General features: G+C 43.0%; 13 protein-coding genes. 10 read left to right on the top strand and 3 right to left on the bottom strand.

What is annotated here, in order from left to right; all coding sequences use genetic code 11:
- Window positions 1–65 precede the first annotated feature (65 nt).
- The 6 genes from ACNPNW_RS10065 (at window position 66) to ACNPNW_RS10090 (ending at window position 6,316) form a co-directional block, all read left to right on the top strand.
- The gene (locus ACNPNW_RS10065) at window positions 66–368 is read left to right on the top strand and encodes a hypothetical protein (RefSeq protein WP_004280001.1); all 303 of its coding nucleotides are present in this window, start codon (window positions 66–68) and stop codon (window positions 366–368) included.
- 132 nt (window positions 369–500) lie between these two features.
- Entirely contained in the window at window positions 501–1,208 is a 708-nt protein-coding gene (locus ACNPNW_RS10070; protein ID WP_247144213.1) for a phosphopantetheine-binding protein, read from the top strand.
- A gap of 133 nt (window positions 1,209–1,341) precedes the next feature.
- Window positions 1,342–1,986 (top strand): RluA family pseudouridine synthase, encoded by a 645-nt coding sequence (locus ACNPNW_RS10075; RefSeq protein ID WP_420938090.1) that lies wholly within the window; start codon window positions 1,342–1,344, stop codon window positions 1,984–1,986.
- A gap of 143 nt (window positions 1,987–2,129) precedes the next feature.
- A complete protein-coding gene (rapA, locus tag ACNPNW_RS10080; RefSeq protein WP_420938091.1) occupies window positions 2,130–4,967 on the top strand; it encodes an RNA polymerase-associated protein RapA in 2,838 nt (945 codons plus the stop codon).
- A 145-nt stretch (window positions 4,968–5,112) separates the two neighbouring features.
- Window positions 5,113–5,379, top strand: coding sequence for a PAAR domain-containing protein (locus tag ACNPNW_RS10085; protein ID WP_004646645.1), 267 nt, complete (start codon window positions 5,113–5,115; stop codon window positions 5,377–5,379).
- 136 nt (window positions 5,380–5,515) lie between these two features.
- A complete protein-coding gene (locus ACNPNW_RS10090; RefSeq protein WP_005107259.1) occupies window positions 5,516–6,316 on the top strand; it encodes an alpha/beta fold hydrolase in 801 nt (266 codons plus the stop codon).
- A 62-nt stretch (window positions 6,317–6,378) separates the two neighbouring features.
- On the opposite strand, the gene fabR is transcribed toward ACNPNW_RS10090, so the two are convergent.
- Window positions 6,379–7,059, bottom strand: a complete 681-nt coding sequence (fabR, locus tag ACNPNW_RS10095) for an HTH-type transcriptional repressor FabR (protein WP_004729898.1) — start codon at window positions 7,057–7,059, stop codon at window positions 6,379–6,381.
- Window positions 7,060–7,211: 152 nt separating this feature from the next.
- Here fabR and ACNPNW_RS10100 point away from each other — a divergent pair, with 152 nt between their 5' ends.
- Window positions 7,212–8,276 (top strand): flavin reductase family protein, encoded by a 1,065-nt coding sequence (locus ACNPNW_RS10100; protein WP_420938089.1) that lies wholly within the window; start codon window positions 7,212–7,214, stop codon window positions 8,274–8,276.
- Window positions 8,277–8,290: 14 nt separating this feature from the next.
- The gene (locus ACNPNW_RS10105; protein WP_004646650.1) at window positions 8,291–9,385 is read left to right on the top strand and encodes a fatty acid desaturase family protein; all 1,095 of its coding nucleotides are present in this window, start codon (window positions 8,291–8,293) and stop codon (window positions 9,383–9,385) included.
- A gap of 192 nt (window positions 9,386–9,577) precedes the next feature.
- Here the strand turns inward: ACNPNW_RS10105 and ACNPNW_RS10110 are convergent, their stop codons facing one another.
- Entirely contained in the window at window positions 9,578–10,231 is a 654-nt protein-coding gene (locus ACNPNW_RS10110) for an HAD-IB family hydrolase (protein ID WP_004729896.1), read from the bottom strand.
- A complete protein-coding gene (locus ACNPNW_RS10115; protein WP_004646653.1) occupies window positions 10,198–11,406 on the bottom strand; it encodes a DUF1615 family protein in 1,209 nt (402 codons plus the stop codon). Before ACNPNW_RS10115 ends, ACNPNW_RS10110 begins: the two co-directional genes overlap by 34 nt.
- Before the next feature lie 80 nt (window positions 11,407–11,486).
- Between ACNPNW_RS10115 and dusB the strand changes: the two genes are divergently transcribed.
- Both dusB and ACNPNW_RS10125 read left to right on the top strand, forming a co-directional pair.
- Complete coding sequence (gene dusB / locus ACNPNW_RS10120) at window positions 11,487–12,512, top strand: tRNA dihydrouridine synthase DusB (RefSeq protein ID WP_420938088.1); 1,026 nt, start codon at window positions 11,487–11,489, stop codon at window positions 12,510–12,512.
- 249 nt (window positions 12,513–12,761) lie between these two features.
- Window positions 12,762–13,439: a hypothetical protein gene (locus ACNPNW_RS10125; RefSeq protein WP_004729893.1), complete on the top strand. Its 678-nt coding sequence runs from the start codon at window positions 12,762–12,764 to the stop codon at window positions 13,437–13,439.
- The last annotated feature ends 3 nt before the right edge of the window (window positions 13,440–13,442 follow it).

Here is a 13,442-nt window from a genome sequence, read left to right on the forward strand (position 1 = left end):
GAATTTCGTATAACGTGTATTATGTTAATTTTAGAAATAATTAAAAGTTTGGAAATACTAGTGAAATGCAACTTATAGAAATAGAGCCTTATTTTTGGGAACTATATGAGGATAGCGAAAATATATACCTCAATGTTTGTATAAATATGAGTGCAGTTTCTTGGGCGAAAACTATCTGCCTAGATAAACAAACGATTCAGCAATATCAGACTCAAGGAAAAGGTTTTATTGATGACTTAGCTAAAAGAATTGAAAGCAGCCAATTTAGAAAAGATTATGAAAGATTTTATTCATTTCCAGATGCCTCCGCAGAACAAAAAGAGGGAATGCTTCTAGCATTTAATGAATATAGGGCTAAGCAAAATTAAAGCCATTTAACATAATGGCGATGATACGAAATTAGAACAATAAACCTCTGTGAAATCAAAGTGTTTTCCAAATCGATGCTAAACTAAAATAGCATGAATCATCATGCTATTTTGTATTTATAAGAGCCTCCCATGCTGTACCCCATCCCTAAAAAAATCCAACTTGCTCCATCCCAAGCCAAATGGCAGCTTGCATCAAATGAATCTGTTTTGGTTTTAGTGGGATTACAAAATTTAAGGATGATGGTAAGCATACAAGAAAGCGACCTAATGAGTCATCTGATCCAGATCAGCAATAAAGCCAAAGCACTCGATATTCCGATTGTTGACTTATATGGTGATGACCTGATGCAAGGCATGCAGCAATTGGGAGAATATGCCTCAATGCATCCGCAACTGATTTTTGCCGGGCAGGTTACACCGATGCTGAAACAGATTTTACCGCATCTGCAAAGTGTCACCGAGCAAATCTGTGTAGTTGATGATGCGATTTTATTGTCAAATCAAGATCAGCATATTCAGTGGATTGAAAATATTTCGGCACAGGGGATACATCACTTAAATACCTATAGCCTGACTCGATTATGGGATTTAAGCGCGCCGTCAGAATATGTATTGTCGACCAAAGGCATTATGTTGGCTGTCGCAGAACAGCTGGATATGGATGCTTTGGAAATTGATCCCTATGTCGACTTAAAAAATTATGGTCTGGATTCAGTAGCGATGGTCAGTCTCGTTGGTATATGGCGTGCGCATGGTGCCAATATCCGTTATGAAGATGTGCTAAAGCATCCGTCTTTGCATGAATTGGCAAGCTTCATTTTAAAATCCTCAGGTTGATGTGCTGCGATTAAGCATTTTTATGCGCTAAATCGGAAATTTCATCGTCATTTACATAAATGCGCATTGTAATTATTGGCTAAGCTTTCTATCATTGCCGCCTTGTTTTTCGCGATCAGCCTGGGATTGAACTTTGAGTAATTTTCTAACCGAACATCTGATACATCGTGATGACGATTTCATGGTCATCCACAAACCTGCAGGTTTACTCACAGTTCCCGGTAAAACAGAAGACTTACAAGATTGCCTGATCAACCGTCTGGTCAAACTAGAACCCAAAACTTTACTGATTCATCGACTGGATCGCGATACATCCGGCATTTTGGCCTTTGGTCTGACTAAATGGGGACAAAAAACCATTTCCCGCCAGTTTCAGGAACGCCAGACCGATAAAACCTATAAGGCTGTGGTTGCCGGTAAACTAGAAGGTGAAGGCACTATTGAAGTGCCGGTGGTATATGATCCAAGCCGTCCGCCCTTACATATCGCAGATCCCGCACATAATAAGCCAGCCATCACGCATTGGCAGGCGATTGAGCATTTTAATATTCAGGGACAGCCTGTGACCCGGGTGAAACTGATCCCAATTACCGGCCGTTCTCATCAGCTACGGGTGCATATGCAATATCTCGGGCATCCGATTATCGGTGATACCTTATATGCATCAGCCGAACAGCAACAGCTCAGCTCGCGTCTATGTTTACATGCGGAACGTTTGAGTTTCTATCATCCTCAAACAGAGCAGCTGGTCGAATTTTATTGTCCGGCGCCATTCTAGGAAATACTTCTTTAATCGGCGTGAATTATGCTCACTTTTTAGTGGGCTTTATGTCAAAATACATTGCTTGAAGGTGTGAAATTTTGCTCCAATCACGTTTCGTGATTGAGCCTAATATTCATAATCTTGTACTTAAGATAAAGGTGGAAAAATTGCAGCAATTTGCTATTGGTCAACGTTGGTTATCAGATACTGAAACAGAACTCGGTTTAGGCGTTCTTATTGATGTTGATGAGCGGTCGGTCAGCATTTTATTCCCGAAAAGCGATGAAACCCGCGTCTATGCACGCAGCAATGCACCCTTATCTCGTATCGTATTTAATGTGAAAGATGAATTACAGGATCAGGAAGGGACCAAGTGGATTGTAGAATCCGTTGAAGACCGGAATGGCGTGGTGCGTTATCATGTTGTTCGTACTCTGGAAGATGGAACTGAAGAACGTAAATCGCTGAATGAAACCCGTATTGGTGCCACCATCCAGCTGTCTAAGCCTCTAGACCGTTTATTGGCCAGTCAGGTCGATTATAAAGAATGGTATGACCTGCGTATTGAAGCGCTGCTAATGCAGGCCAATATGCAAAGCAGTCCACTGCGTGGTCTGGTAGGTTCACGTGTCGGCCTGATTTCGCATCAATTGTATATTGCCCATGAAGTCGGTCAGCGTTTTGCACCGCGTGTATTACTGGCCGATGAAGTGGGTCTGGGTAAAACCATTGAAGCGGGTCTGATCATCCATCAACAGCTGAAAACCGGCCGTTCTGAACGTATCCTGATTTTGGTTCCAGATTCGCTGCAATATCAGTGGATGATCGAAATGCGCCGTCGTTTCAATCTTGAGTTCTCGCTGTTTGACTTGACCCGTACTGCATCGATCAAAGAACATGATCCTGAACAAAACCCGTTCTTGACCGAACAAAAAATTATTGCCTCTGTCGATTTGATGGTCGACCATGAAGATCTGCGTGAACAGGCACTTGAAGCCGGTTTCGACCTGCTGGTGGTCGATGAAGCACATCATTTGATGTGGAGCGAAGAAGATGGCGGTAATGACCGTTATGATCTGGTCGAAGAGCTTGCTGAACATACGCCGGGCGTGTTGTTATTGACAGCGACACCTGAACAGCTCGGTGTAGAAAGTCACTTTGCACGCCTACGTTTGCTTGATCCGCAGCGTTTTAACTCGCTGGATCGTTTCCTCGATGAAGAAGCGCAATATCAGCATACGGCTAAAATTGCAGAAGTGTTGATGTCAGACATGCCGCTAGAAGCTGAGCATCTTACTGCGATTGAGGCCTTGTTAGGTCATCCGATTGAAGATCATCCTGAACAGCGTTTCCGTGCCATTCATGAACTTTTAGACCGTCATGGTACAGGCCGTATCCTGTTCCGTAATACGCGTGAAGCGATTCAAGGTTTCCCGGGTCGTGACTGTCAGCCAGCGCCATTGCCAGCACCAGAACACTGGTCTAAAGATGGTAAATTACGTGAGCAAATGTGGCCTGAAGAAGCTCAGCTAGATGGCTCGTGGATGGAAGCCGATCCACGCGTGATGTGGCTGATGGAGCGTTTGCGTACCGATTTAAAACACAAGAAAGTCTTACTGATTGCGCGTAGCGGGCCAGTGGTTGAGGCGTTGGAAAATGTACTGCGTTTACATGCCGGTATTCGTACGGCGATGTTCCATGAAGGCATGAGCTTGTTAGAACGTGACCAGGCCGCAGCTTATTTTGCTGAAGATTCGTATGGCGCGCAGATTCTTCTTTGTTCGGAAATCGGTTCAGAAGGACGTAACTTCCAGTTTGCCTCTGATCTGATTCTGTTTGACCTACCTGCGAACCCGGACGTGTTGGAACAGCGTATTGGTCGTCTGGATCGTATCGGTCAGGAAAACCGCATTCAGATTCATGTGCCTTATCTGGTGGGAACTGCACAAGAACGTATGTTCCGCTGGTATAACGAAGCGCTGAATATCTTCAGCAATATTTCTCCAGCTGCACAAACCTTGCAAGAAAATTTTATTGTTCGCTTGAAAGACTGTCTATTGGCAGACAAAGGTCAAGAGTTTGAAGACCTGCTGGAAGAAGTTAGCGTGCAACGTGAAGCGCTGGAAGCTGAATTGCAGGAAGGTCGAGACCGTTTGCTTGAGTACAACTCTTGCCGTCCGGTGGTGGCACAGGAAATTGTCAACGCGCTTGAAGACTATGATGACAATACCACTTTGCCGATTTTCATGAAGCGCTTTATGGCGTCTACGAATATCGACTTTGACGAGCAAAGTAACGGTACAGTGATCATCAAGCCAACCGATCAAATGCAGGTTCAAGGTTTGACGTTGGATGAAGAAGGGATTACAGCGACTTTCTATCGTGATCAGGCACAAATCCGCGAAGATGCGCAATACCTGACACTGGAACATCCATTCACTGAAAGTGTGATGGAAATGATCAATACGCAAGGCTTTGGTAGCACTAACGTTGCGGTACTAAAATCTGCAGCACTGCCACAGGGTTCGGTATTACTTGAAGTATGGTTCAAGGTCGATGTGGTGGCTCCGAAAGCATTGAACTTGCCGTCTAGCTTGCCGCAACAGTTGATTCGTGTCTTGCTCAGTGAAAAAGGTCAGGATCTATCACAAAAGATTGCACCAGAAATCCTGAAACCGTACTTGCATCATTTAGATGGCAATAGTTGCCGTCAGGTGGTGAAAGCACGTCGTGATGTGATTGAAGCACGTTATCAGCAAGCGCTTGAACTGGCACGCAGTGCATTGCCTGGCTTCAAGCAGCAAGCCAAAGAAGTGTATGGCAATAAATGGCAATATGAAATTGATCGCCTGACCTATCTGAAACAGTTCAATCCAAGTATCCGTGAAGATGAAATTGCACGTTTACAAAAGTTGCAGAAAGAAGGTTTAAGCCTGCTGGATGGTCTATCGGTAACACCGGAAGCAATTCAGGTGATGGTCGTGGTCAAGCCTTAAGCTTTAAATCATTAAAAAATGCAGCTTTCGGGCTGCTTTTTTTATGGGCAAAATCCGGGTTTATTATTTTTTTGGTCGGAGAATGCTGGTCTGTTATTTTCCTCCTGTTTAAAATTAGGCTACTGAATAATAAGAATGACAAAGTATGTCAAAAGCACTGATTACCCTTGGCACAAAGACCAGTCATGGCGGCATGGTGACTGAATGCGAACTCTCTTTTTTGATCAATGGTATTGCCGTGCATTTAAATGGTATGAAGCATTATTGTCCCAAATGTCAGACTATGGTCACCGCAATTTCCAGCAATTTGTCTATTACTGTCAAAGGACGGGCAGTGGTCATCGCGGGGGATAAGGCCAGTTGCGGCGCGACTTTTCTACCGATGCAACATTTGACTGTATCGCAGAAATAGACTTTAAATTCTGAAGGAATACAGAGAAATGACTTTGAGGTCATGCTTTGAGCATTTTTGCGCTGCCGAATAAATCTTTAAAGCGGTAAGCTCATCTTACGATTTCAGGATGAATACGCACTGCGTTTAAAAAATAATGAAGCAAGCCTTACATTTTACCCATGCCAATGGTATCCCTTCGGCAACTTATCGGAAGTTTCTGGACTGTTTTCAGCAAGACTATGAGGTCAAAGCGATTCCCTTTATCGGCATGAACCCACAATATCCAATTACGCGAGACTGGCGTTATCTGGTCGATGAAGTCATTGCAGATATCGAGCAGCAGTTTCCTCAGCAGCAAGTGATTGGCTTAGGACATTCCTTTGGTGGTCTGGTGACCCTTATGGCGGCGTATCGACGTCCCGAACTGTTTTCCAAGCTGATCATTATGGATCCACCATTTGTGATTGGAAAAAACAGCGCCATGTTTGAACTGATCAAAAAGCTGAATCTAAAAAGTGTCGATCGTTATACACCCGCAGGAATTACGCTAAAACGCAAAGATTATTGGCCATCGAAACAGGTCGCAATTGAAGCACTCCGGTTTAACCGCTTATTTAAAAATTTCGATGAGCAGTGTTTTGCTGATTATATCGAGAGCGGCATTCAGCCAGAACCTGAACGTGGTGGGGTGACGTTAACTATTCCAAAACAGATAGAAGCGGAAATCTTCCGGACTGTGCCAGCCTGGTGGTGGAGAACACCACGCCGACCGCCTGAAGTGCCGATGCATCTGATGACTGCAGAGCAAAGCCAGTTTTATCAGCAGGGTTTGCCACAAGGGATGCACAAGATTTATCAGATTAATTATTCTGTGGTTGAGGGCGGGCATATGTTCCCGCTTGAGTATCCGGAGGCCAGTGCAAAGGCGGTTAAAGCTCAACTTGTACTTTTGTAATCATCATAAAAAAGAGACGTTGATTACGTCTCTTTTTATATTACTTCATGCAAATCGGAAAATTAGCGCAGCTGGGAATCTTCCAGATGACGCGCACCTTCCAGAATCATCCGAATCATGATCATGGTCTGTTCGGCAATTTCTTTACGGTCTTCGGCAGGCATATCAATCACATTGGCGCCCATGTTGAAGACCAGTTGGGTAATGGCTTTGGCGGCAATATCCGGATGAAATAACTTCTTGTTGTTTAGGCGTTCTAGACGAATCAAATCATCCTGAAGTTCTTGCTGAAAATAATTTAACTGGCGTTCTACCGCCTGTTTATAAGACTTGGAGCCAGTATAGCCTTCACGTAATAACAGGCTCAGATTGCCTTCATCGGCATCCAGCTGGGCAATAAAAACTTCCACAGAACTGCGGATGATGCTGTTCTGGCGAGAAGCTTGCAGACGTGCTTCATGCAAAATCTGACGCAATACAATTCCGGCACGATCAATCAGCTCAATGGCCAGTTCATCAATATCTTTAAAATGACGATAGAAGCTGTTCGGTGCAATACCAGCTTCACGCGCGACTTCACGTAGACTTAAAGAGGAAATACTTTTTTGTGGCCCAATCAGATTCAACGCAGCCTGAAACAGTTCTTCCTTGGTAATGGTGGCCTTGCGACCGACACTCCGTACGATAATCGGCTCATCAATGCTTTTCGATTGTAATAAAGATGCGTCACTGCTTATTTTCATTGAAGGCTCGTTCATCGATAGGTTCATGCATGAATCATTTTATTATAACCGAGCCAGTCAAGCTTGTGAAATGATTAGAAACAATACAGTTGTATATACAAATATATATACATGTGTATAATAATTAAAAACCCAAGGTGATGTCACAAACGATGCATGTACTGCAAAAACTTAAAACGCCGTTGAATGCACTGTCTGACAGTGTAATCGATCAGCATGCGATTAATTTCTGGATTCAGAAACTCAATCCTGTATGGTCGTTGAATCAGCCATTAGGCAAGATCGTGCATATAGAAAATGCAGCACAGGATATGCTGAGTCTGAAAATTCAAGTGAATCGCTTATTTAAGTTTGGTGAAGCAGGGCAGCATCATCCGGTCTATGTGGTGGTAAACGGCATCCGTTATGAACGTAGCTATAGTTTGACCCGTGTAGATGCGCAACATGTTTTATTGACCGTGAAAAAAGTCAATGCCGGTAAAGTCAGTACCTGGTTGGCAGAACAGGCACAAGTGGGTGATGTCATCGAATTTGGTCACCCTTATGGTGATATGACCTTGCCTGCGCAGACGAGTCCATTGATTTTGCTTGCAGCAGGGAGTGGTATTACCCCAATGCTCAGTATGCTGGAAAGCTTGAGCAAAAAAGGTGAACTATCTGCACCAGTCACTCTCTGGTACTGGGTGAAGAAAGATCAGGATGCCGCATTTAAAGCACGGTTTGAAGAGCTTGCTCAGAAACATGCAAATTTCTCATTTCATGTGTATGCCACTCAAGAACAGCCAGCTGCTGCGCGTCTGGATGAAACCTATCTGACCGATCTGAAAAATCTGGAAAATAGCATCGTATATTGCTGTGGTCCTTCAGGTTTTGTATCCAAAGCAGAACAGCTTTTTGCTCAGGCAAAACAGTTTAAAGGTGAAGCCTTTAGCATGAGTTTAGCAGATCTATCGGATACCGGCTTTATTAATGTCACCCTGACCCAGTCGAAAAAAATTGTCAGCATTCCAAAAGGCCAATCCATTCTAGTGAGCCTGGAACAGCAAAATATTAAACCGACCCATGGTTGCCGTATGGGCATTTGTAATAAATGTGCCTGCAATAAAGTAGAAGGTTCGACCAAGAATTTGGTCAACGGTGCACAAAATACCGAACCCGGTAACCTGCTCAAAATTTGTATTAACTCAGCGCAGACTGACCTTGTCATCGACTTATAAGCGAGTTTTATCCTATGAATATGCCAGTAAAATTACAGTATTTTAAAAATCCTAAAAACCGTGAATTAACCCAGTTTGAACTTGATGAACTTGCACGTGAACTTGATGCAATTAAACAAGAAGTGCTAGATGATCTGGGTGAAAAAGACGCCAAATATATCCGCCGTGTCTATTCAACTATTCGTTATTCGTCGATTGCCGGTCGTGCTTTGCTGTTTGCAGGCTGGTTCCCGCCAGCATGGTTATTGGGTACAGGCTTATTAGGCTTTGCCAAAATTATGGAAAATATGGAACTGGGTCATAATGTCATGCATGGTCAGTATGACTGGATGAATGATCCTAAACTCAATGGTCAGACCTATGAATGGGATATTGTAGGGACTTCAGACAACTGGCGTCAAACCCATAACTTTAAGCATCATACTTATACCAATATTAAGGGTATGGATGATGATATCGGTTATGGTCTATTACGCTTGTTCCCGGAACAGCGCTGGAAACCGGGTTATTTATTGCAACCGATTTATGCAGTGCCATTCTGTTTATTGTTCCAGTGGGGCGTTGCGATTCAGAATCTTGAATTGGGTAAATACTTCAAAGGTCGCAAAAGCAAAGAGCAGACCAAAGAAGAATGGCGTCCAATGCAGAGCAAAATTGGTAAACAGTTGTTTAAGGATTATGTATTCTTTCCATTGATAGCAGGTCCTGCGGCTTTACCGGTTTTGACCGGTAATATGGTGGCCAACGGTCTGCGTAATATCTGGACCTTTAGTATTATTTTCTGCGGTCACTTTACCAAAGATGTCGAAGTATTCCCGAAATCGGTACTGCAAAATGAAAGTCGTGGTCACTGGTATATGCGTCAGATCCGTGGTTCATCCAACCTGACCGGTTCTGAAGCGTTTCATATCTTGACGGGTCATTTAAGTCATCAGATTGAACATCATTTGTATCCTGATGTACCTGCACGTCGCTATCGTCAAATGGCACCGAAAGTTCAGGCTGTTTGTGAAAAATATGGTTTGAACTATAACAATGCCAGCTTGGTAAAACAGTACGGTAGTGTGATCAAACGTATTGTGAAATATGCATTTCCGTTTAAGAAATAATTTTTCTTAAAGCTAAAAAAACCACTTCAAATGAAGTGGTTTTTTTAGCTAGGAGGCGAATACTTCAGGAAGTAAAAGCCCTGATTACGAAGCTATTTAAGATGATTTCAAGGCATAAAGTAAAAAGTTAATCTGCCATTTATAGCGTTGTCTAAAGGTGTTTAGTAGGTTAACCCGATAGAATGGAAAGGACTAATATGGCATCGAATGAGCTGAAATATTAATTTTTGGAAGCTGTTGATCTTGACCCTCAAAATAGCTTTGCTGCGCCAGACTGAGCATTTCTATATCTTCCTTGCTATTCCCATAAGCATAAATTTCAGCATAATTATCCAGATTATATTTTTCTAGAATTCTAATTTTCTTTTGTGTGTTACTACAGTCAGGAGTTTGATAAAACCCTGTCAATTTCCCAGCTTTGATTTCAACTTCGCTACAGATTAAATCGATATTTAAATAACTGCACACCGGTTTAAGATACAAATCCAATGAGGCTGATACCAGCACGACTTCATGTCCTAATTGTTGATGCTGTTTAAGTTGTTCTAATAATTTCGGATTCAACTTGAATATTAGTTGTTGTGCATAATCCTGAGCTAATTGCAGAATTTCCTCTGCATCACTGTTTTTAAACATGCTGGCATACAATTTGGGTCGCATGCGGTGTGCCGGATAGAAATTTAAATAATAGGCCTGTATCCATGGCAAAATTTGCATGCCGCGTTTCACAATATGCCGTTTTCTTAAGGCATGGAAAATGAACCCGGTAAAGCTATCATGTAGATACAGGGTTCCATCAAAATCAAATAAGGCTAGAGTTTTAGATTTTTGATTTTGCGCATGCATGTTTGATATCGACCATCGACGCGGGTAGCAAACCAGTTAGTATTATAATCACGACTTAATTTTGGTCCGGAAATGACCACTTCAGGCATAATGGCATAGATAGGATCTTTACCCGTTTTTTCCTGATAAAGCTTGCTGACACCACGATAAGTCATCGTATCTTCAAAGTCTTTATCTTTTTCTTTCTTTAAATCAGCTCGGATTTGACGTTCAGTGATAATAAAATTATTTTTGGCAAAAACACTGATTAACTCACGCTCAGATTGACTCTTCTGCGAACGGATCGCGCCATCTTTAGTATAGAGCAATAAGTCGCCATCCAGATCAAGTTCGGCTTCAGTTAAATCATTTAACATGCTCTGAAAAGCGGCATTTCGACTGGAATACATGCCCGAGTTATAGTCCGCAAAACGATAAATTGGCTTGTCATAATCCGCCGGATACATCATCAGGCGATGAATCCCATAATACAGACCGCCATATTGACTGTAGAGATCGGTACGTAACTCTGCGATATTGCCGCCTTGGCGTTTATGTTCTTTCGCATAGCTGATATGTACCTGCATTGAACCCAAGGTGGTAATTGGATTCATTTTCTCGCCAATATTCTGGCCGACCAGTTTGGCAGCACCAGTCAGGGCGCTAACATGATAATGCTTTGACATATAATCAAATATTTCACGATATAATTCGTCGAGTTCACGTTCGGTTTTGACCCGGCGCATCTGGCTTAAGTAGTTGTCTTCAGGACTCGGATGGTTCTTGAGAACTTCCTGGAAATATCCTGCAACTGTGCCACCAATTGCTTGACCAAGCTTATCTTTGAATTTTTCATCAAGGCGACCTTGGACTTCCTTAACCGCCTTTTCACCCAAACCCGGAACAGTAGGATCTGCAACAAAGTTAGATTCCTGATCAACCACTGCCACAATCGTACAAACATTTTCCTTGGTCTGAGGAATGCCGAGCTGTTCGGTAATGTCATAAATATCTTGTGCCCAAGACTCACGTTGGTTGACACGGTTTGGAATAGCTTTGCGAATATGTTCAACTTCAAGTGTCGGTTCATCATCTTTTGACCACCATGAACCATTGCCACAACCGGCAAGACCCAGAGAAAGTACAAGTACAGACAATGACTTAAAAGAAAAACAAGAAGCGAAAGTTTTATTCATGGTGTCGTAAATTAATTGAAAAGATGAGCGAATAAGGCAGATGCAGTATACTATGCCCATCAAAAAAGTGATGAATTTATATGTATATTGGTCCATATCAACTGTCAAACAATTTGATTGTCGCTCCCATGGCAGGTGTGACCGACCGTCCGTTTAGAACCTTGTGCAAATACTTTGGTGCAGGCCATGCGGTCAGTGAAATGATGACGTCTGACAAAACTTTGCGCATGAGTAAAAAAAGCTTATATCGTGCCAATTTTGATGGAGAGTTGGCCCCGATTTCAGCGCAGATTGCTGGTTCAGATCCCCATGATCTGGCTGAAGCGGCACGTTATCAAGTGGCCAATGGTGCGCAAATTGTTGATATTAATATGGGTTGCCCAGCCAAAAAGGTCTGTAACCGACTCGCCGGTTCTGCTTTATTGCAGGACGAAGATCTAGTAGCACGCATTCTGGATGCTGTCGTTGCTGCAGTTAATGTGCCAGTGACCTTAAAAACCCGTCTTGGTTATTTGAACGGCCAGGAAAATATTATACGGGTCGCCAAACGTGCTGAACAAGCCGGGATTGCGGCACTGGCTTTACATGGCCGTACCCGTGAAGACATGTACCTGAATACCGCACGTTATTCTTTAATCAAAGACGTAAAGGAAATGTTGAATATTCCCGTGATTGCTAACGGTGATATCGACAGTCCTGAAAAAGCCAAATACGTGCTGGATTATACCGGTGCAGACGCAATTATGATTGGTCGTGCAGCACAAGGTCGCCCCTGGATTTTTCGTGAAATTGCCCATTATTTAAAAACCGGTCAACATCTTGATGCACCAAGTATTACAGAAGTGAAAGATGTGCTACTGGGACACTTGACAGAATTATACGAATTTTACGGCGAATATTCCGGCTGCCGGATTTCCCGTAAACATATTGCCTGGTACACCAAAGGTTTGCGTTCCAGTAACGAGTTTCGTCAAAGCATGTATCAGGTAGAAAATACCGCTGACCAGTATCGTGTGGTAGAAGATTATTTTAATGCACTGCTAGAACATGGTTTAACCATGACTGATGTACAGGTCGAGCAGGTGAATTTACTGGAAACCAAGTAATGACGGGGAAAATTCATTGAATCATGTAATATTTTTTGCATGAAATCCCTACCTTTTTTATCTTGAGCAGGCTGATTTTTGCATTTTGTTTACACTTCAGCCTGTCTAATACATAGCAGCACAGTTTGTTCACTTAAACTGGACAGGACTTGGACATTGCTTACTCAAGCTTCCTCTATGATGAACCTATCCAGATATAAACCAGATGTGATCCATCTTGTTTATCGTCATCATTGAGGGAGATCTGTAATGACAAATACCAATCGTCCAGTCACAGAGTTTAGCCATAAAACGTCAACGGAATTGCCACAAGAACGCAGTGAAGGCCTGAATATCAATCCGACTGATACTAATGCACGTCCAGATTTGAATACACCCGTGAAAGATAATCCTCGTGTTCCAGACATGAATGAAGGTGAAGATAATCTGGCTGCGACCAGTGCCGGTACTTTGGGCGGAGCGGCTGTAGGCGCAGTTGCAGGTCTGGTAGGTGGCCCTCCAGGTGCAGTGGTGGGTGGTATTATCGGTGGTGTTGTTGGCGGTATTGCAGGTAATGACATTGCGACACCTGATCATGAGAAACAGGCAGATAATTACCAGCACCCAGAGAACTTTCCTGAGGCAGATAACTATCGACATCCAGATCATTTGAGAGCAGAAGATAATTACTGGAGAGATGAGTATCATAATCGCCCGTATTTCAATGAAACGCGTAGCACATATGGCGATCTAGATTATGATCGTGATTATCGCGGTGCTTACCGGGTCGGTTATGAAAATCGTCCGATGTATGAGCATGATACGGATTTTGACCGTGCCGAACCTGAACTGCGTACCAAGTGGGAACAGTTAAAAGGTGAGTCCCGCCTCAACTGGGAAGAAGCGAAATTTGCAGTTAAAGATGCCTGGCATCGTGTCACACGCTAATTC

The sequence above is a fragment of the Acinetobacter endophylla genome, from assembly GCF_053543775.1.

Excerpts from the sequence above, each read along its gene's own strand:
- ACNPNW_RS10100 (WP_420938089.1), top strand. The coding sequence starts at position 7,212 with ATGCATGTACTGCAAAAACTTAAAACGCCGTTGAATGCACTGTCTGAC.
- ACNPNW_RS10115 (WP_004646653.1), bottom strand. The coding sequence starts at position 11,406 with ATGAATAAAACTTTCGCTTCTTGTTTTTCTTTTAAGTCATTGTCTGTA.
- ACNPNW_RS10110 (WP_004729896.1), bottom strand. The coding sequence starts at position 10,231 with ATGCATGCGCAAAATCAAAAATCTAAAACTCTAGCCTTATTTGATTTT.
- ACNPNW_RS10125 (WP_004729893.1), top strand. The coding sequence starts at position 12,762 with ATGACAAATACCAATCGTCCAGTCACAGAGTTTAGCCATAAAACGTCA.
- ACNPNW_RS10065 (WP_004280001.1), top strand. The coding sequence starts at position 66 with ATGCAACTTATAGAAATAGAGCCTTATTTTTGGGAACTATATGAGGAT.
- ACNPNW_RS10085 (WP_004646645.1), top strand. The coding sequence starts at position 5,113 with ATGTCAAAAGCACTGATTACCCTTGGCACAAAGACCAGTCATGGCGGC.
- ACNPNW_RS10070 (WP_247144213.1), top strand. The coding sequence starts at position 501 with ATGCTGTACCCCATCCCTAAAAAAATCCAACTTGCTCCATCCCAAGCC.
- dusB (WP_420938088.1), top strand. The coding sequence starts at position 11,487 with ATGTATATTGGTCCATATCAACTGTCAAACAATTTGATTGTCGCTCCC.
- ACNPNW_RS10105 (WP_004646650.1), top strand. The coding sequence starts at position 8,291 with ATGAATATGCCAGTAAAATTACAGTATTTTAAAAATCCTAAAAACCGT.
- ACNPNW_RS10090 (WP_005107259.1), top strand. The coding sequence starts at position 5,516 with ATGAAGCAAGCCTTACATTTTACCCATGCCAATGGTATCCCTTCGGCA.
- fabR (WP_004729898.1), bottom strand. The coding sequence starts at position 7,059 with ATGAAAATAAGCAGTGACGCATCTTTATTACAATCGAAAAGCATTGAT.